7 protein-coding genes are annotated in these 20,619 nt (G+C 41.1%); 3 read left to right on the top strand and 4 right to left on the bottom strand.

The features are described from left to right. The first annotated feature begins 6 nt into the window (after positions 1 to 6). Complete coding sequence (locus FD723_RS37935; RefSeq protein WP_306297056.1) at positions 7 to 264, top strand: hypothetical protein; 258 nt, start codon at positions 7 to 9, stop codon at positions 262 to 264. Positions 265 to 809: 545 nt separating this feature from the next. Here the strand turns inward: FD723_RS37935 and FD723_RS37930 are convergent. Next, positions 810 to 1,085, bottom strand: coding sequence for an HU family DNA-binding protein (locus FD723_RS37930; protein ID WP_179070321.1), 276 nt, complete (start codon positions 1,083 to 1,085; stop codon positions 810 to 812). Between the two features lie 192 nt (positions 1,086 to 1,277). Between FD723_RS37930 and FD723_RS37925 the strand changes: the two genes are divergently transcribed. Together FD723_RS37925 and FD723_RS37920 are read left to right on the top strand one after the other, a co-directional pair. Beyond that, positions 1,278 to 2,789 (top strand): IS5 family transposase, encoded by a 1,512-nt coding sequence (locus FD723_RS37925; RefSeq protein WP_179065334.1) that lies wholly within the window; start codon positions 1,278 to 1,280, stop codon positions 2,787 to 2,789. Between the two features lie 705 nt (positions 2,790 to 3,494). Continuing rightward, complete coding sequence (locus FD723_RS37920) at positions 3,495 to 9,350, top strand: AAA family ATPase (RefSeq protein WP_179070320.1); 5,856 nt, start codon at positions 3,495 to 3,497, stop codon at positions 9,348 to 9,350. Positions 9,351 to 9,423: 73 nt separating this feature from the next. Here FD723_RS37920 and FD723_RS37915 read toward each other — a convergent pair whose 3' ends face one another. The 3 genes from FD723_RS37915 to FD723_RS42290 all read right to left on the bottom strand — a co-directional run bounded on the left by FD723_RS37915 (position 9,424) and on the right by FD723_RS42290 (position 20,571). Next, a complete protein-coding gene (locus FD723_RS37915; protein WP_179070319.1) occupies positions 9,424 to 14,259 on the bottom strand; it encodes a non-ribosomal peptide synthetase in 4,836 nt (1,611 codons plus the stop codon). Between the two features lie 271 nt (positions 14,260 to 14,530). Further along, the gene (locus tag FD723_RS37910; protein ID WP_179070318.1) at positions 14,531 to 19,990 is read right to left on the bottom strand and encodes an ATP-binding sensor histidine kinase; all 5,460 of its coding nucleotides are present in this window, start codon (positions 19,988 to 19,990) and stop codon (positions 14,531 to 14,533) included. Positions 19,991 to 20,331: 341 nt separating this feature from the next. Then, the gene (locus tag FD723_RS42290; RefSeq protein ID WP_218651879.1) at positions 20,332 to 20,571 is read right to left on the bottom strand and encodes a hypothetical protein; all 240 of its coding nucleotides are present in this window, start codon (positions 20,569 to 20,571) and stop codon (positions 20,332 to 20,334) included. Positions 20,572 to 20,619 lie beyond the last annotated feature (48 nt).

Here is a 20,619-nt window from a genome sequence, read left to right as displayed (position 1 = left end):
AGCTGCTTGGACTTTCGACTTGACCCCAACGCCGAAGCAGAGGAGCTATGGCAACCGGAGGGGGCAAGCTACTACAACGGTGAATTAATACTGCAACCACAACAGCGGTGGACACAACAGCAAAAACTGGAGTTACTTGACTGGCATCCGATGTTTACAGGTAGATGCCCCCGGTGTAGTGCTGAATTTGACCGAGACTGGTCAGCACGGGTGCATTGGGACTGTCAAAATCCAGAGTGCGGATGGATGGATGATACTGTTTAGAGCGTTCATCGCAGACGTTGGCGTAGCTATCGCTCTAACTACTTCCTTGCGCTTAATGCCTGTTGACTTAATTGAATCACAATATTTTGGGGCAATGGGTCTATGACAGCATCAGTAGGCAGTGATTGGATAAAAGCTGTTACCTCTTCCTGAGTTTTATATTTCCCTTCACTCCAAGCATCAGCAATCTGTTTCGCTACCCGGTCAGCATCATCTCGCTGATTATGGGCGGTAATACATTGAATATCATTACCTGTAAATGATATCCATGTCTACCAAAGTCCCGTAACTGGATGCTGAACAATCCCTGTGGTCAGTTCATTGTCCTCAAGTACCGATTTTTTCTGACGGCCACCGAATCCTTTAAACATGGCAATATTGAGTAAACGCTACTTTAAAATGCCCAAAATCAACACAGCGATCCCGCTTGTGTAACATCTGCAATTCAACACTCACGTTCCCTCTAACGTTGCCCCACGCTGCCTTGAGAACAGCGAACGCTACAGCTTTGCAGTGATTGGATTGCTAGTGATAAAGCAATTCATCTATGGCGCTACTTTTTCTTTAAACGCCTTGCCAGCAGAAAATGCAGGTATTCTGGTAGCTGGAATCGTAATTTTCTCTTTAGTTTTTGGATTCAGCCCTTCACGTTCGGAGCGTTCCTTTCGCTCGAATGAGCCAAAGCCTACCAGCGTTACCTTATCCCCATTCGCTACAGCCTCAGTAACGACTGACAAAAAAGCACTGATGATTTCATCAGCTTGCTTTTTTGTGATGTTGGTCTTTGCTGCTACAACATCCACTAATTCGCCTTTATTCATAAATCACTCTAAAGTATTGCAGAAAATCTAGCATTACTACCCCTAGTTAGGGGTTGCTGAAAAAAACAAAAGGTGGCAGTATCTAGATTTTCAGACCAAAGAAGTATATTTCGGTGCAAGATTTGAAGGTAAAATAGCCCAAAATCCTTGCATCATACTGCTCAGACTGAAGATAGTGTATCCAAAGTAACTATGTACCGAAAAGAAGAATCAACTCCAATTGCAGTGGAAAAGTTTGAACTTCCATTTGAGGGAAAGTTATCGGAAGATAATCGTTGGGTAATGATGGCTAATTTAATCCCCTGGAAAGAATTTGAATCAGAATATTCTTCATTGTTTTCTCCAGAGATGGGAGCACCCGCAAAATCATTTCGGATGGCATTAGGGGCATTAATAATCAAAGAAAAGCTAGGGATAAGCGACAGGGAAACAGTAGAACAAATTAAAGAAAACCCTTATTTACAGTATTTTATAGGGATGTCGTCTTATAGTAATGAGACGACATTTGACGCATCAATGCTAGTACATTTTCGTGAAAGAATTAGTGCTGAATTGGTCAACAAAGTGAATCAACAAATGGTGAAGAAGATGCTAGAAACAACATCTTCTCAAGAGGCTGAAAAAAAAACCGAAGAATCAGGAAAAGAAGGTAATAAGCCAAAAAATCGCGGTAAGTTAATATTAGATGCTACTTGTGCGCCCAGTGATATCAGCTATCCGACAGATTTAGAGCTACTAAATCAAGCCAGAAAGCAAACAGAAAAAATTATAGACTCTCTTTATGAACAGATAAAGGGTCAATTAGAGAAAAAGCCGAGAACTTATCGTGAAATCGCCAGACGTGACTACTTAGAAGTAGCTAAAAAACGCCGTGTATCACAGAAAGAAAGAACGAAAGCGATAAGAAAACAACTTCAGTATATTAAAAGAAATTTCTCACATATTGAGCAGTTAATCTTGTTAGGGGCAACTCTAGAAAATTTAGCTAACAGGCAATATAAGATGTTGCTTGTAGTCACAGAACTCTATCGTCAACAATTATGGTTGTATGAAAATAAAAAGCAGAGCATTGATGACCGGATTGTAAGTTTAAGCCAACCACATATCCGTCCAATTGTCCGAGGAAAAGCGGGTAAAGCCGTGGAATTTGGGGCTAAACTGTCTGCTAGTTGCTTTGATGGATATGCATTTTTAGACCATATTAGTTGGGATAACTTTAATGAATCAGGAGATTTGAAAACACAAGTAGAATCATTTAAAAATTACACTGGGTATTATCCAGAGTCCGTTCATGTTGATAAAATTTATCGGACAAGGGAGAATCGAGCTTGGTGCAAAGAACGAGGTATTAGAATTAGTGGTTCTCCTTTAGGTAGACCTCAGAAGACTATTAGTAAGGAAAAAAAGAAGCAAGCTTTAGAAGACGAAAGGATTCGTAATTCTATTGAGGGAAAGTTTGGACAAGCTAAAAGAAGATTCAGCCTGAATAGAGTGATGGCGAAACTTTCTCATACTTCGGAAACTGTAATTGCTATTACTTTTTTAGTGATGAATCTATCTACTCATCTGTCATGGTTATTTAGCGCTTTTTTGTGTCTATTTTTGAAAACTACATCTTTTTTCCGCTCTAATATTATTAGGGCTTATGATTTTACTATTTACACGCAAGAAAAACTTATGTTTGTTCCTTGCTTGAATAACTAATTAATCCTTCTCTGGCTTTTTTATCACTTTTTCAGCAACCCCTAGTTAGGAAAGGGGAAAATGAATAACAATCAAGCAGCACACGAAAATTAACAATACACGGCTACTGCTGTAGCGACTTTCAGTAGATCGAAAACTTTGGTAAGTTGGCGGAATAATAAGGATTTTAGCCGATGGTTTGGGACTAACACAAGCGTTCATTTGCGATCGCCACTGGAAAGGGCGGGTACACCATCGCAGCAGAGTTAATTGACAACAGAATTACTCGAACAGCAGATTATAAGAGGATTCAAGCGAATTTTATACACTGGCTCAAATGAGCAATTTGTAAGACTTCTAGAAATCTTTTCGATCTACTGAAGTTAATATCTTTGACTTCAACTTAGTATAAATTTCTGGGATTGCGAATTGGGAAAAGCAGCGAATTGTTATGAGGGACTATTTTGCGTCTTTGTTCTCTGTGTAAACGCCCCCTGTCGTCGAGCGCATGAATTACTGATAGAGAAAATCGTACTCCTTTTTCACTATCCACTGCCCTGAATAATTTGAGTTAATTCATTGCGGTGATGATTTGCTTCTGACCAAAAAGCATTGATTTTCCCGAAAACAACCATCAATTCCTCTCGATAGCGTTATATAACATCAAGTTGATGGGAATACTAATGTCAGCAGGGAAAACAAAATTCTGTCATAAGGTATGTATAGATGGCGACTATGAACTGTATCCCCATCATTCCAGGATATCAAATTAACTCTCAACTGTATGCTGGCTCTAGAACCAACGTGTATCGAGCGATCCGCCAATCAGACCAACTTCCAGTCGTTATTAAACTTCTGACCTTAGAGTATCCCAGTTTTAACGAATTATTACAATTTCGCCATCAGTATACAATCAGTAAAAATCTCAACATTGCTGGAATTATTCATCCCTTATCGCTAGAAACCTATGGCAATAGTTATATTTTGGTGATGGCAGATAACGGAGAAATTTCTTTAAGAGAATACATTAACAACTCAAGTTTATCCTTAGTAGAAGTTTTAAATATTGCTATTCAACTAGTACGTATTATCCATGACTTACACGAAAGTCGCATTATTCATAAAGATATTAAACCAGCAAATATTCTGATTCATCCCCAAACAAAACAAATTCGACTCATTGACTTTAGTATTGCTTCATTACTACCTAAAGAAACCCAAGAAATTAAAAGTCCAAATGTTTTAGAAGGAACTCTCAGCTATATTTCCCCAGAACAAACAGGCAGAATGAACCGTGGCATTGACTACCGCAGTGATTATTATTCTCTGGGTGTAACATTGTATGAAATATTCACGGGAAAGTTACCATTTAATTGTGATGACCCGATGGAATTGGTGCATTGTCATCTGGCAAAAATGCCATCGCAGCTAGAAGGTAGAAGTAAAGAAATACCAAAAGTCTTATGGAATATTGTCATGAAATTAATGGCGAAAAACGCCGAAGATAGATATCAAAATGCCTTGGGATTAAAGCATGATTTAGAACTTTGTTTAACCCAAATCCAAAATACAGGAGAAATTAGAGATTTTGAAATCGGTCAGTGGGATGTATGCGCTGGCTTCCTCATCCCGGAAAAGTTATATGGCAGAGAAGCAGAAGTAGCTAGCTTATTACAAGCATTTGAGCGCGTCGCCAATGGCACATCGGAAATGATGCTGGTGGCAGGATTTTCGGGAATTGGGAAAACTGCTGTCGTGAATGAAGTCCACAAACCAATTACCCGTCAGCAGGGTTATTTCATTAAAGGTAAGTTTGACCAATTCAATCGTAATATTCCCTTATCCGCATTTGTGCAAGCTTTACGCGACTTAATGGCACAATTGTTGTCAGAATCAGACGCACAATTGGTACAGTGGCGCAATCAAATTCTTCAAGTTATTGGAGACAATGGGCAAGTTTTGATTGAAGTAATTCCAGAATTAGAACAGGTAATTGGTAAACAACCACCTGCACCAGAACTATCAGGAACGGCGGTACAAAATCTGTTTAATTTACTCTTTCAAAAGTTTATTGCTGTCTTCACCACAAGGGAACATCCATTAGTGATGTTTCTGGATGATTTACAGTGGGCAGATTTGGCTTCTCTACAGTTAATTAAACTGCTGACGGAGAATCAAAAATATCTGCTTTTGTTAGGTGCTTATCGAGATAATGAAGTGTCAGCCGTACATCCATTTATGTTGAAGATAGAGGAACTTAAGAAAACTGGTAAGACTATTAATACTATTACTCTTGCCCCTCTTGACTTGAGTGATACCAATCAGCTAGTTTCTGATACTTTACATTGTACGACACAGATATCACGTCCCCTAACAGAATTAATTAATCGTAAAACTAAAGGCAATCCTTTTTTTATCACACAGTTTCTCAAAGCTTTATACGAAGATAAACAAATTAAATTTAATCACGAGCAAGGTTACTGGGAATGCGATTTTGCTCAAGTCAATGCGCTATCTGTGACTGATGATGTGGTGGAATTTATGGCTACTCAGTTACAGAAATTGCCTCAGCAAACGCAAAATATCTTGAAGTTAGCTGCTTGTATTGGTAATTATTTTGATCTTACTACTTTGGCAATTGTTTCACAACAGTCGCCACAGAAAGTGGCAGATGCTTTATGGAAGGCTTTACAGGAAGGATTAATTTTACCGCAAAGTCAAGTTTATAAGTTCTATCTCAGCCATGAGCAAGAAGCTAATACTAACAATATCGAAAAAGTTGTTTATCGCTTTCTGCATGATCGCGTCCAACAAGCTGCTTATTGTTTAATTCCCGAAGACCAAAAACAAGCTACTCATTTGGCGATCGGTCAATTATTGCACGCTAACACCCCTGCAACTCAACTAGACAATATCTTTGAAATTGTCAATCACTTGAATATAGGCATTGATTTGATAACTCAGCTTGACAAAAAACTGGAGTTAGCACAACTGAATTTGCTGGCGGGGCGCAAAGCCAAAGCAGCGATCGCCTATAATGCTGCTGTCAAATATTGTACCCAAGGTATTGACTTACTGCCCTTTGATGCCTGGACAGAACATTACAGATTAACCCTGAATCTGCATAATGAGCGTTTAGAAGCTGCCTGCCTCAATAGAGACTTTGAGAAGCTGGCAGGATGGGGTAATGTTGTGTTGCAATCTGCTAGCTCTTTGCTTGATACTATCAAAGTCTATGAAACCCGAATGACGGCATTCCGGTCTCAAGGTCAATTTGCCAAAGTAATTGAGACTGGATTGCAAGTGTTGAAATTACTCGGTGTGGAATTTCCCGAACAGCCAATGATGGCAGATATTAGCGCAGCAGTCCAACAGACAAGGCAACTATGGATGGGGCGCGCACCCCTAAGTTTGCTGGATTTGCCTGCGATGAGCGATCCGCATCAACTTGCAGCCATGCAAATAATGACTACACTAGTCTCCTCTGCGTACATTGCTAAACCGACACTGTTACCACTACTCACATCCAAGCAAGTGGAGATGGCTATCCAGTTTGGCAATTCATCTATTGCCATTTTTTCCTATGCAGACTACGGAGTAACTCTTTGTGGTTTGATTGGAGATATTGACGCTGGGTATGAGTTTGGACGACTTTCATTAAAGTTACTAGAACAACACCAGATTAACGCTTTTAAAAGCAGAGCTTACTTTATTGTCAACAGCTTTATTCGGCACTGGAAAGAACCATTAAATCACAGTATCCCATATTTACTAGAAGCTTATCAGAGCGGCTTAGAAACCGGAGATTGGGTATGCGTAGCGTTGAACTTAGTATCATATAGCCAGTGTAGCTATTGGAGTGGTCGAGAATTAAATGATTTGGCACAGGAAATGGAAATTCATCAGCAAGTTATCAGCCAGGTCAAACAAGAAGCAACGATAAAATATTATGAATGCTACCAGCAAGCGATTCTAAATTTATTAGGAGAAGCGGAAGTTCCCTATTGTTTACAGGGGAAAGTCTTCAATGCCGCCCAAATCTTACCCAGCTTCCAAGCTGCCAGTAATCGCACAGGGTTATTCTATCTTCATCTCAATCAAGCTGTTCTCTGTTGTTTGTTCGGAGAATACCAAGCAGCCTCAGAACAAGCAGCCTTAGCAGAACAGTATAGTAATGCTGTAACTGGCTATTTCGTTGTAGTTGTCCGAGTTTTTTATGATGCTTTAATTCATCTAGCACGCTACACCGATGTTAATGCCCAAGAACAATCAGCCATTTTAGAGCGAATCAATACCCATCAAGAAAAACTACAAATTTGGGCTACTCATGCTCCATTCAATCATCAACATCGTTGGCAACTTGTAGCAGCAGAACGCTATCGAGTGCTTGGTCAATTTACTGAGGCGATGGAACATTACGATTTAGCTATTGCCCAAGCCAAAACACATGGTTATCTGCAAGATGAAGCACTCAGTAATGAACTGGCCGCTAAATTTTATCTAAGTTGGGGCAAACAGAAGGTGGCAGCAGGCTATATGCAGGAGGCGTACTACTGCTACGCTCGTTGGGGCGCAAAAGCCAAAACCGAGGATTTGGAAAACCGCTATCCCGATTTACTACGCGTTATTCTCCAGCAGAGAGTACAATCACTGCAAATGCTAGAAACGATATCGAGCAGCGTTAGTCGCCCGCTCTCGGTTCATAATTCCACTCATTTGGGTCGTTCTTCTAGCACTGACATTAGTAGCTTTGATTTTGCTGCTATCCTCAAAGCCTCTCAAGCCATTTCCGGCACGATTCAACTAGACGAACTACTGCACAGATTAACACAAATTATTCTGCAACATTCTGGGGGCGAACGTTGTGCTTTAATCCTACCTAATACTCAAGGAAAATGGTTGGTAAGAGCCATTGCTACACCGGAAAATACAGAACTTTGTGCCGAACCTTTAGAGGGCAACCCTAACTTACCAATTAAGTTGATTCAGTACGTCAAAAACACCGAAGAAATTGTGATGATTGACGAACTCAAAACCAATTTACCTGTAATTGATGAGTATTTAATTCAACGACAACCAAAGAGTTTGTTGTGCTTGCCAATTCTCAATCAAGGACGCTTAATTGGAATTTTGTATTTAAAGAATCGTTCTACTAGTAGTGTATTTACAAGCGATCGCATCCTGATTCTCAACTTTCTTTGTACCCAAGCCGCCATTTCTCTAGAAAACGCCCGTCTTTATGAAGATGCACAAATTTATACTCAAAAGTTAGAACAATCTCTAGAACAATTACGGCTCAGTGAAGCCCGCTTTCAGAAACTAGCAGATAATGTTCCTGGTATGATTTATCAGATCCGAATTAAAGCCGATGGTTCAGCTTCAGTACCCTACGTCAGTTCTGGGTGTCAAACTCTTTACGGAGTCCCAGCAGAAGATTTCCTGTCAGGGAAATGTAGCCTACGTGATTTTGAACATCCCGATGATGGAGCAGAGGCCTTTCGCGCAGTCGTTGAGTCAGCACAAAATCTTACCCCATTTCAGCATGAGTGGCGCATTGTTACACCCAATGGGAATATCAAGTGGGTAAAAGCTGCTTCTCAGCCAGAACGCGCCGAGGATGGTGAAATGGTATGGGATGGAATGCTAATTGATATTAGCGATCGCAAACTTGGTGAAGCTGCTGTTAAGCAAAAATCTCAAGAACTGGAAAATGCTCTGCAAGAACTGCAACAAGCCCAACTGCAAATGATACAACATGAAAAAATGTCTGCACTAGGTAACTTAGTTGCTGGAGTAGCTCACGAAATGAACAATCCCCTCGGCTTTATTTCTACTAGTCTTCAACAAGCTAAACCTATCTTGGCTGATATCACTGAACACCTAAAATTATATCAAAAAGCTCTACCTAATCCGGAAGTAGAAATTCTCGACCATGCTGAAGAAATTGACTTAGACTATAGCTTAGAAGATATGCCAAACATGGTTGACGCAATGCTTATCGCTTCTGAGCGATTAAAAAATATCAGCACCAGCTTAAGAACTTTCTCCCGGGGCGATAAAGATTATAAAGTGCCATTTAACATCAATGAAGGCATTGACAGTACAATTTTAATTCTCAAACATCGCCTGAAAGCGAATGAGCAACGTCCAGAAATTATAGTTGTAACTGAATACGAAAAATTACAGCCAATCGAGTGTTTTCCAGGACAATTAAATCAAGTATTTATGAATATTTTAGCTAATGCTATTGATGCTTTAGATGAGTCAAGTATAGGTCAGACCTTTGAGCATTTTAAGCTAAATCCACATAAAATTAGAGTGAGAGCTATTAGTGAAAATAATACCTTAAGAATATCAATTTCTGATAATGGTACAGGAATAAACGAAAATGTAAAAGCACGCATATTTGACCATTTATTTACTACGAAAGGAGTGGGAAAAGGCACAGGATTAGGACTAGCGATCGCACAGCAAATTGTGGAAGAAATACATGGGGGTAAAATTGAAGTTAATTCTGCTTTAGGAAAAGGAACAGAATTTATAATTTATATTCCCATTAATGAAAGGCTATTTATAGAGTAAATAGATCACACTTTGCTGTGGATGGCTTAGTAATCGCTCTGATAGAGATGACTGAAAATTATAGGATGAACATTTACTCCTGTTTTAAAGGTGGTGAATTTAAGAAACCACTACTAACGAAATATGATAAGTATTTATCTAGGAGTTTAACATCCATTTGTGGACAAACAATTGCCGAATCTGCCAATCCATTGAGGGTATTCTGATAGTCATAATCAACTGTATTTTGATACAACTCCATGATTGTCAAAGAATTTTGATAGACTTTTTCAGACATCATCGGTAAAAGCGGATGTAAAACATTTTCCTGAGAGTGCCTGAAATTTGCAATTAGCTCATTTTTCCACTGAGTATATGGTAACTTCTTGAGTTGATAACCATAAGAACAAATAAACTCAAAAAGCTCGATGAGTCCAATATTTTGGTCTGGTGGGGGTACTATATGGAAAGCTTTTCCTAGAGATTCTTGCTTTTTAGATAAATGGACAATTGCTCTAGCTGCATAATCTACAGGAAGCAATTCTTCTTTTTGATCTATAAGTTCTGGATAACTACCAAGCTGTATGCATCCTTTAATAATTCTCGGCACATAAGCATCTTTTGTATGAGCAACACCTGTACTGCTATGTCCCATGAGAAATCCTGTTCTGTAGATGCTAACAGGTATTCCCCTAGACTTGGCAACCCATACAAGATTTTCGGCTACCCATTTGGTTTGAGCATAGCCAAGATCCAGAGCAACATAGTCTTTACAAGACTCGATGTTGTCATCTTCATAAACTACTGTTTGTCCTGTAAAATGGCTGATTGCACCAAAAACAGCAATGGTAGAAATGTAATGCATTGGTTTAATTTTGCCCATACAAGCTAATCTGAGAACTTCTTGAGTTCCGAGAACATTGGATTCCTTGATTACAGAGTATGGTTTAGCAAAATTGACTTGGGCAGCACTGTGATAAATAGCATCAATTTGCAGAGCCAGTTTTTCGAACTGTTCGCTAGGAAGACCCAAGTATGGCTGTTCTAAGTCTCCCGGAATCGCAAACACATGAGAGCTAAAATTTGGGTGATGAAGGGAATATTTTTCTAGGTTTTGTTGAATCTTTTTTAACCCTTCATGCTCGTTTTTGGAACGCACCAGGCAGTATATTTCTGCTTGAGTTTGATGTAGCAGTTCATCAAGTAAAAAAGCCCCCAAAAAGCCTGTAGCTCCTGTGAGAAAAATATGACGCAATTCATTGACCTGAGCAACAGACCTTCCTTGAGCATCAATGGCAGGATCGAGTACTACCTCAGATTTTAGATCGATGGTACTGGTTAAAGCAGAAACGCCATCTCGACGCACTGTCTCTATTACTTGAGCCAGTGCTTCTATAGAGGATTTTTCAAACAAGCTTTTTAGAGGTAAATCTACTTGAAAGGTTTCTCTCACAAAAAAAATCAACTGAGATGCTAGTAGCGAATTACCGCCAAGCTCAAAGAAATTATCGTGAATCCCAACTTCTTCAATCGCTAGAACTCTACTCCAAATTTTAGCCATTTGTTCCTCAATCTGAGTACGAGGTGCGACAAATGCTGCTTCCAAATCGCTTCTACCCATTTCAGGCTTTGGTAGACTGCGAATATCTATATTGCCGTTACATACTCGCTTAGTTTGCCCATCGCTAGGGAATGTTAACAGGGGTAAGTTGGAAATTATCTGGTCTGGGTTAGAGACAATACTCTGTAATAGAGTAGAAAAATTTTCCACCATCAGAGCGATCGTCTCAGCTTTAAATAGGTCAGTATTATATTCCAAGTTGCCCGATAGCTCTGCTGCTGTCTCGCGCAGTTCGAGGTATAGATCGAACTTGGATGTCCCGTTATCAATTCCTAGACGGTTCATTGTCAATCCGGGAACAGTCAGCTTAGGCGTTGGGGTATTCTGAAGATTAAACATCACTGAAATCAGTGGATTTTGGTTGAAGTCCCGTTTGATCTGTAGAGCATCAACTAGCTTCTCAAATGGTAAGTCTTGGTGAGTATAACCCGATAAAGCTACTTCCCGGACTCGACCTAACAACTGCCGAAAACTTGGGGAGCCGGACAAGTTGGTTCGCAATACCAAAGTATTGAGCAAAAACCCAATTAGTCCTTCTAATTCAGAACGGTGGCGGTTGCTAATTGGAGCAGCTACTAAAATATCTTCTTGCCCTGTGTAGCGAAATAGGAGTGTCTGAAATGCTGCCAACAAGGTCATAAACAAGGTAGTACCTTCTTGGCGCGAGAGAACATTGAGGGCATCTGTTAAGGATTTGGGGATAACGACCGATTGACGCGCCCCCTGATATGTTGGTTCTGATGGTCGTGAATAATCGGTGGGCAATTCTAATATAGGTAGACTGCCGCTTAAATGTTGCTGCCAATAAGCAAGCTTATTATCTAAAATTTCACCTTGCAGCCACTGGCGTTGCCAAGCTGCAAAGTCAGCATATTGAATAGCTAAGTCAGGGAGGGGCGAAGGATTGCCAGTGGAGAAAGCTTGATAGAGGATTGACAGTTCCTCGAACAAAAGATTTAAAGACCAATCATCACAAAGAATATGGTGCAGGTTGAGGAGGAATATATGTTCCTCTGAACTCAATTGCAGTAATGTTGTTCGCAGTAATGGCCCTTGAATTAAATCGAAAGGACGTTGGGCTTCTTCAAGGATAATCTGGCGGACTTGAGATTTCTGATCGTCTGGAGACAGCCCTTGGAGATTCACAACTAAGAGTTTGATGGGAAAAGTTGAGTGGATGACCTGTATGGGTTGTCCGTTCAAACTGGAATAGGTAGTTCGGAGGATTTCATGGCGGTTGATAATTTCATTCAAACTCTGTTCTAATATTGTGGCGTTGAGTACACCTCTGAGGTGAAAGGCTTCGGGAACATTGTAAAAAGCATGATTGGGTACTAACTGATTAAGAAACCACAACCGTTCTTGCCCAAAGGAAAGCGGTAAATTACCATCGCGCACAATGGATTGTATTGGTACTACAGAACATCCTATGTCTTCCTGTTGTGCTTGTCTAATGCTGTCAGCGATTTCAGAGATGGTGGGTGCTTCAAAGAAATGCCGCATTGGTAACTCAATTTGAAAGATATTGCGGATACGACAGAGGATCTGAAAAGCTAGTAAGGAATGTCCTCCCAACACTAAGAAATTGTCATGAACGCCAATGTTTTTTATACCCAATACATTAGACCAAATTTCTGCTACTCGTTCCTCAATAGGAGTGCGAGGAGCAACAAAATTCTCATTTGCATTCAAAGTTTGAACGGGTGCTGGGAGCGCCTTACGATCGACTTTTCCATTAGCTGTTAAGGGTAAAGCACTCAATTGCACAAAGCGAGAAGGGATCATGTAGTCAGGCAATTTCTGTTTGAGAAAACGGCGTAAATTACCAACATTCATGTCTGATGATTCGGGCTTGAGAACTACGTAAGCTACTAGGCGTTGGTCGCCAGGGGAAAATTCTTTAGCAATCACTACAACTTCTTGCACATCAGGATGTTGCCACAGTGCAGTTTCAATTTCTCCTAGCTCAATACGAAAGCCGCGAATCTTTACTTGTTGGTCAATGCGCCCAATATACTCAATGTTGCCGTCTGGTAAGTAACGAGCTAAGTCGCCTGTTTTGTAGAGGCGTTGTTTTTTAACTATTTGCTTGGTGTCTCCACCAGGCTCACTAATGAATGGGCTGGGGATAAATCGTTGATCTGTCAGTTCTGGACGGTTGAGATAGCCTCTGGCTAGTCCCTCGCCGCCAATGTATAGTTCTCCAGAAACACCTGTGGGTACTATCTGCATTTGTTCGTCCAACAGAAGACAGTATGTGTTGGCGATCGCACGACCTATGGTTACAATACTGTCACCTTTCTTCACCAAGGCAAATGTGGAATAGGTTGTATCTTCCGTAGGGCCGTATAGATTAAAGACTTTTTGAATATTGTCCAACGCATATATCTGCTGCACCAAACGATTTTGCAGAGGTTCACCTGCTAAGTTAACTGTGCGAACAGAAGCGGGTATACCTTGAATTCTCAGTAACTCTGCGATCGCAGATGGTACTGTATTGATTAGAGTGACTTCTTGAGCGGCAAGTAAGGTAGGTAAATACAAGGCATTTTCTGCCAAAATCACCTTACCACCCCAACTGAGGGGAACAAATATTTCAAAAACTGAGAGATCGAAGCAAATAGATGTTGCGGCCAGCACTCCAGCTAGATCCTCTGTTGTAAAAACTTCTCTTGCCCAATGCAACAGAGCGACTGTGCTGTGATGTTCAATAGCAACCCCTTTCGGTTTACCAGTCGAACCAGAGGTGTAAATGACATAAGACAGGTTTTTATCTGTAACTAGGCTGATCAGATTCTCCTGGTTGTGTTGAGTAATTGCCTCCCTATCACTATCCAGACAAACTATATGGGCCTGATGCTCTGGAAGCTTTGAAAGCAAATTTTGTTGTGTCAGTAGTATCGATAACTGTGAGTCCTCTAGCATTAAAGCTAGGCGCTCTGAGGGATAGGCTGGATCTAAGGGGACATAAGCTCCGCCTGCTTTGAGGATGGCTAATAGTCCAACAATCATTTCCAGCGATCGCTCTAGGCAAATACCAACTAAAACCTCTGGTTGGACATTCAGGGTTTGTAGATAGTGCGCTAGTTGATTAGCTCGCTGGTTAAGTTCTTGATAGGAAACTTGTTTGTCTTCAAAAATGACCGCAATTTGCTCAGGTGTTTTTTCTACTTGATATTCAAACAACTGATGGATACATATATCATTTACATAAACTGCTGGATTTTGATGCCATTCCAGAAGCAGCTGGTCTACTTCTATCTTGGGTAAACTGAGGTCTTGTTGAGAACTTTCAGTAGAATTTTTCATGGCAAAATAGTAACTTTTAATACTGTAATTTTATTTGTAAATACTTAAATTGGCTAGTCACAATGAAAAGTTTCTACTTGGTATGAGTTTAGAGGAATGAAAGCAGAGTTGGCATTTCGTAAGAATTACAGCAGATTGCAACAGGCGTGAGGTACAGATGATCTGAAGGGCACAGCAGTGCTATGCCCCTACGTGTGTACTTCACTTGGGTAGTGGTCTGAATTCCCGAACAATTTTCCAAGTATTGAGTCCCTTATCCCCAGTCCCTTTTTCAATAGATAGGGAGAACAATCTCAAATTCAGTTCCCTCAGTGGGCTGAGAACGCACAGTTAAAGTACCACGATGTTGTTGAATAATAGAGTAGCTAACAAATAACCCCAAACCTTGACCACGACCAACGGGCTTTGTGGTAAAAAATGGTTCAAAAATCCGCTCTTGCAGACTCACAGGAATCGTACTATCTGTATTGGCGATCGCAATTCGTAACCATTCACGATTTATCACTCCAGTACAAATCCGAATTTCTGGATGTTCGCTGCTTTGGAGATTATCTCGAATCGCATCAATGGCATTATTAATAATATTCAGGAAGACTTGATTTAACTGACTAGGATAGCAAGTAACTAAAGGTAGATCCCCATACTCCTTAATGACGCGCACTTCGGGTTGATTTTCAGAAGCTTGTAAGCGATGTTGCAAAATTAACAAGGTGCTTTCAATACCACTGTGTAAATCTACAGCTTTAATTTCGGCCTCATCTAAGCGAGCAAAGTTGCGTAAACTCTGGACAATTTTGCTGATGCGCTCGCTACCAATCTTCATCGATTCTAAGGTTTGATTGGCATCTTTAACCAGAAAATCAAGCTCAATTTCTTCCTTCATTGCTTGAATAGCTGGATTAGGTTGGGGATATTCCTGCTGATAAAGTGTCAGCAAACGCATCATATCTTGAATGTAATTTTCTGTATGGGTAAGATTACCCTTAATAAAATTCACTGGATTGTTAATTTCGTGAGCAATACCAGCTACCAATTGACCGAGGGATGACATTTTTTCGCTATGAATTAATTGTCCTTGAGTTTGCTGCAATTTTTTCAAGGTCTGCTCTAAATCTTGAGCTTTTTGGTTAAGAGCTTGGGTTTTGTGTTCTACCTCTGCTTCTAAGATGTAAGAATAGTTTTCGGTTTTTTGATACAGACGGGCATTTTCTACAGAGATCGCGGCTTGACTAGTTAGGAGTTGGAGAATCTCGATGCGATCGCTAGTAAAAGCGCCTAAAGTTAAGTTGTTCTCTAAGTACAAAATACCGCTGAGTTTTCCTTGGCGACTAATGGGAGTACATAAAACTGATTTGGGCTGGTGAGTGATGATGTAGCGATCACTAGCAAATTGCACTGCTGTACTCAAGTCTTCAAACACAGCCGTCTCTTGAGTTCTTGCCACTGCATAAATCAAACTTTGGGGAATTTCTGGGTATTGCTCTAGGGGAATTTCTAAGGTTTTTACCAGTTGTTGATCGGCTTGAGCTACAACTAACCATTGTTCCTCTTGGCGGAGAACTAAATGACCGATTTGTGCGCCAGCATTGGCGATCGTAATCTCCATTAAGGTTGCCAACAGTTTCTCTAATTCAATTTCTTGAGAGATGGCTTGTGCGGCTTTCATCACTGCTTGCAAATCTAAGTATAAATTTTGCTTGCTAGAGCTTTTAGTTACACTTCTCATCAAAGTTGAGGCGATGGTTAGCCCAGATGTCATAGCAAGATTAGTCGGTTGGAGAATGGTTGTTAGTAGTTGCGGATATTGTTGTTCTAAATGGGCGACTTTCGCCTTTGCACCCCAATGGGCGTAGCAGTAGTAGGCTTCTTGGATATAGTCTGCGGCCATTTTTTCTTTGCTCCAAGCAAGGTAGAATTTGGCAGCAAGCTCATTGCTGAGTGCTTCTTCTTGGATATAACCGTTTTCTTTTGCCCCCTGAATGGCTTTTTCATAGTAGGTCATTGCGTCTAAATGACCCAAAATTTTTGCCCGCTCTGCTTCAACTAAATCGTATTTGTGTTGATGATTAGCGGGAGCATGGAACGCCCACTGACTCATCAGTTTCTGGTTTTCTGCAACTTTTTCTAGTGCCCATTGTTGCTCTGCCTCATTGCCATTTGAACAGGTAGCCAGGAGAGTAAGGGAGTAGTAGAAATTATGTTCCGCAAACTGCAAGAAGCCAACCATGTTTCCTTGGTATTTTTCGGCTTCTTTAGCATGGATGAGTGCCTGCTGATAGTCCTGAAAGATGAACAGAAGAATCGTCTTTGCTAGATGGAGCAGGAACAGGAGAGTTCCGTTCTGAGTTTCAATTAAAATCGGCAGCATTTTCCCCTCATCGAAACTCTCTCCAACGAATATTAGGGCATCTTCTGCTGCTCCCATCAAATTCAACACGAGCTGACGACAAATCTGCCCGAAGTAAATTTGATACTCTTGTTTGAATTTCAACAACAGATCAATATATTTTTGCTGTTGCTGATTCACCTGCTCCAGTGGTTCGCCGACGAAGAAAAGATAGTTGCAGTAGGAAGTAGCGTTGTAGCAAGCATACTCGACATCACCCGCTTCTAATCCAACCTGAATAGCTTCACGTAGGGGAGCGATCGTTTTGCGAGCGGGTTCTTGCCAGTGCCGCACAAACACATCAAAGATGTTAATTACTTTTGCATACAATTTCCTGTCGTTGAATAGCTCCAGCAATTTTAATCCTAATTGTCCAAACCGATAGCCTCTTTCAATTCCGGTTGGGCTACCACATAAAACCAGACCATAAAAGGTGTAGCCAAATGCCGAAAATGCCGAGTTGCCAAATTGAATCGATAGGTTCACTAGTGTATAAGCAATCAGTGGTAACATATCTGGTTTAGCGTTCAGGCTGGGAGTGACCATTGCGATCGCAATTCGCATGGCTGCTAACTTGTGCGGATCGAGCATCTCTGGCAGGTTCATTAAATCCTCGATCGCTAACTCCAGTGGGGGTTCTTTAAACAGTGGTTCACTCAAAAACTCCAGCACTTGCAGACAGATGTCGATTGCTGCCAGCATTTGATTTTGAGCAATGTAGAAATAGATTTTGATTTCATACATCTTCACCTTTTGCAGCAAATCCTGGGCGTGCTGAAGAACAATTTCTGAAAGCTGTTCTGCCTGCTCGAAATGGGCAGTTAGGTACTCAATTTCAGCCGCTTCTGTATAAAGGGCAAGGGTTAGGTCGTAATGATGTTCCCAACCGTTTTCTGGGAGCGCTGCCAGACCTGCTGTGAAGTATTTACTTGCCGTCTCATAGGCGGTTGCTGCCTTGGCTTTTTGTCCTGCTTGCAAGTTCATTTGAGCCAGTTCATTCCGTTGAGCTAGATCCAATTTTTGCAGCCTGGAGATTTCGTCACCATTTTGTGCATTCAACAATCCGGGAGAACTTTTTTGAGATGTCAATCTCAGACCGTAATTCAATTGATTGACAATTTCAAAAATTTTGCCTTCTCGCTCTGCTTCAGGCGTATTTGCCCACAGTTGTTGCCCGATTTTGAAGTGGGTAGACTGTTTTTGATCTTCTGGAATCAGACCGTAAGCAGCTTGTTGGACGCGATCATGCAAGAATTTATAAGGAACGACAATCTCACCATCGCGATTAATGTAGTCTGAATTATTTGATTGGAAGAACTTGTAGGTTTCACTAATGGGGAGAATCAGCCCTTCTTGTAACGCCTTCCATAGGTTGCTCGCTATCTCAATAAGTGATTTTTCAGAGACCATTGCCAAGGTCTTCAAATCAAATTGGTTGCCAATACAAGCCGCCAGTTTCAAAACCTCCTGTGTCTCCACCGGAAGTTTCTGTAACTGCAATGCCATGAACTCTACTACTCCATCGGTCAATGCCAATTGCCGCACCGAAGCCAAGTCACATTGCCAGTAACCCAGTTCTGGCTGGAACTGAATCCACCCCTCCTCGTGCAGTGCCTTGAGAAACTGGGTTGTAAAAAAGGGATTCCCTTTGGTTTTCTGATATACCAATTGTGTTAGGGGTTGAGCCAGTTCATTGGGACAACTTAAGGTGTCTGCCACCAATTGATTCACCGTTATTTCCACCAAGGGTTCCAGGGTAATCATATTGACGGTAGCTTGGGCTTGCTGAATCTGTTCCAGCGTCAGCATCAAGGGATGAGTTGGAAAAACTTCATTATCTCGATAGGCACCCAGAATGAGTAAATATCCAGAACTGGCTTCACTCATCAATAATTGCAGCAAGTTCAGAGAAGCCGAATCTGCCCATTGCAAGTCATCTAGAAATATCACTAGTGGATGCTCAGGGGTGGTGAAAACCTGGATAAATTTCTGAAAGAGCAAATTGAAACGATTTTGGACGGCATTACCAGATAGTTCCGGGACTGGCAGCTGTTTACCGATAATTCGCTCTAGTTCAGGAATCACATCAACGATCACTTGTCCGTTTTCACCCACAGCCGCCAAAATTTTCGCTTTCCACGTCGCCAATTGGACATTACTCTCACTCAGCAGTTGTCCCATCAAATCACGAAAGGCTTGCATAAAGGCACTGAACGGAATATTACGCCCGAACTGATCGTACTTGCCTTTGATAAAGTAACCGCGTTGTCTCACAATCGGTTTATGGACTTCATTGATCACCGCTGTTTTACCAATCCCGGAAAATCCTGCTACTAGCATCATTTCTGAATTGCTATTAGCGACGCGCTCAAAAGCTTTGAGCAAGGTTGCAACTTCTGTTTCTCGCCCATAGAGTTTTTCAGGGATAATGAAGCGATCACACACATCTCGTTGTCCCAGGACAAAGGTTTCTATTCTCCCCGTTGCTTTCCATTGATTAAAACAGCGTTCTAAGTCATGCTTCAAACCCAAGGCGCTCTGATAACGATCTTCGGCATTTTTCGCCATCAACTTCAACACTATCTCTGAGGCGATCGCGGGAATTTCTGGATTAATGCTGTGTGGGGCGAGTGGGAGCTTGGCTAAATGACAGTGTACTAACTCCATTGGGTCATGGGACTCAAACGGTAATTGTCCGGTCAAAAGTTCATATAATGTCACACCTAAAGCATAGAAGTCACTGCGGTAATCAATACCACGATTCATTCGTCCGGTTTGCTCTGGGGAAAGATAGGCAAGGGTTCCTTCGAGAACATTGGGATTTTGGATTTCCTGGTTTTCGCGCGGGAGGAGAGAGGCAATGCTAAAGTCAATCAGCTTGACTTGGTGCGATTCTGGATGAATCAGAATGTTAGCAGGTTTGATATCTTTGTGGATAACTCGATGCTGGCACACATCATGGAGAATATCAGCAATTTGTCGGGCTATTTCTAAAATTTCCCGTAAGGATAGGGAATAATTTTGGGTATAATCCCGTAGGGAAATCCCGCCAAAGTCTTCCATCACTAAGGCATAGCTGTTACCGTATACTTCTAGGCTTAATGGATGGATTATGCCAGGAATGTTAAGATTTTTGGTGATTGTATACTGGTTACGAAACTGTAATAATTCGCTAAAGGTGGGGTAGTCTTGCCGTAATAGTTTAATCACTACTGGACGCTGACTTAACTCCTGCACTGCTCGATAAACTATTGTCTGAGAACCTGCATATATCTGCTCAACAATGGCATAACCAGGGATATAGGGCAATAGATTTGAATCGGGAATTGCTGCCAGTGTTGTCATAGCGTCAAGTTAAAATCTTTAGAAGAAGTTTATAACTTTAATATTTCCCAATAATTTGGCAGAATAAACATTCCGTAACTTGTATACATAATTAGGGCTGGCTGAAAAACATAGGAAAAAAGCGATTAGAAAACAATTCCAATATTTGAAAAGAAACTTAGTCATAGTTTCCATGATTTTTTTTAGGGTTGTTTTCAAAGTCGGGTAGCACTTGGAGGTACAGGGATCGCAATCCCAGTCGCTCAAACAACTTTTATTGTGTATGCAAGTAAATTTGGACTCAGCAATCGTAGCACTAAGGAGTAATCCATTAGTTTCAGTCCCTAACACCGTCTTATCGCTCAATCAAACCCAACAGCTTCTCCTCGACAGCCTTCAAATACGGGTTCTCTCCCTTTCAGCAGTGAATACTCTACCCACGTAAAAAACCTACACCTGTCAGGGAAGGGGGAAGGGGGAAAGGGTTTAAATCTCTTACCCTTTTCCCTTTCCCCTTTCCCCACAAGCGCATTTTGGGGTTGGCAGACTACTAGCGCTTGCCGCCACACTTCTTGCTGTGAATGGGGTTCAAGTTTAGTCATGGGTCGAACTTATCCCTCTCCTGTCGGCAAAATGTCCACAACAACTGC

Origin of the sequence: Nostoc sp. C052, from assembly GCF_013393905.1 — a bacterium.
GTDB lineage: Bacteria > Cyanobacteriota > Cyanobacteriia > Cyanobacteriales > Nostocaceae > Nostoc.
The sequence above is the reverse complement of the archived record's forward strand: the minus strand, read 5'-3'. Positions and strand labels throughout refer to the sequence as shown.

What these genes read in the sequence shown, in the direction of transcription:
- FD723_RS42290 (WP_218651879.1), bottom strand. Translation starts at nt 20,571, where the DNA reads ATGACTAAACTTGAACCCCATTCACAGCAAGAAGTGTGGCGGCAAGCG.
- FD723_RS37920 (WP_179070320.1), top strand. Translation starts at nt 3,495, where the DNA reads ATGGCGACTATGAACTGTATCCCCATCATTCCAGGATATCAAATTAAC.
- FD723_RS37915 (WP_179070319.1), bottom strand. Translation starts at nt 14,259, where the DNA reads ATGAAAAATTCTACTGAAAGTTCTCAACAAGACCTCAGTTTACCCAAG.
- FD723_RS37925 (WP_179065334.1), top strand. Translation starts at nt 1,278, where the DNA reads ATGTACCGAAAAGAAGAATCAACTCCAATTGCAGTGGAAAAGTTTGAA.
- FD723_RS37930 (WP_179070321.1), bottom strand. Translation starts at nt 1,085, where the DNA reads ATGAATAAAGGCGAATTAGTGGATGTTGTAGCAGCAAAGACCAACATC.
- FD723_RS37910 (WP_179070318.1), bottom strand. Translation starts at nt 19,990, where the DNA reads ATGACAACACTGGCAGCAATTCCCGATTCAAATCTATTGCCCTATATC.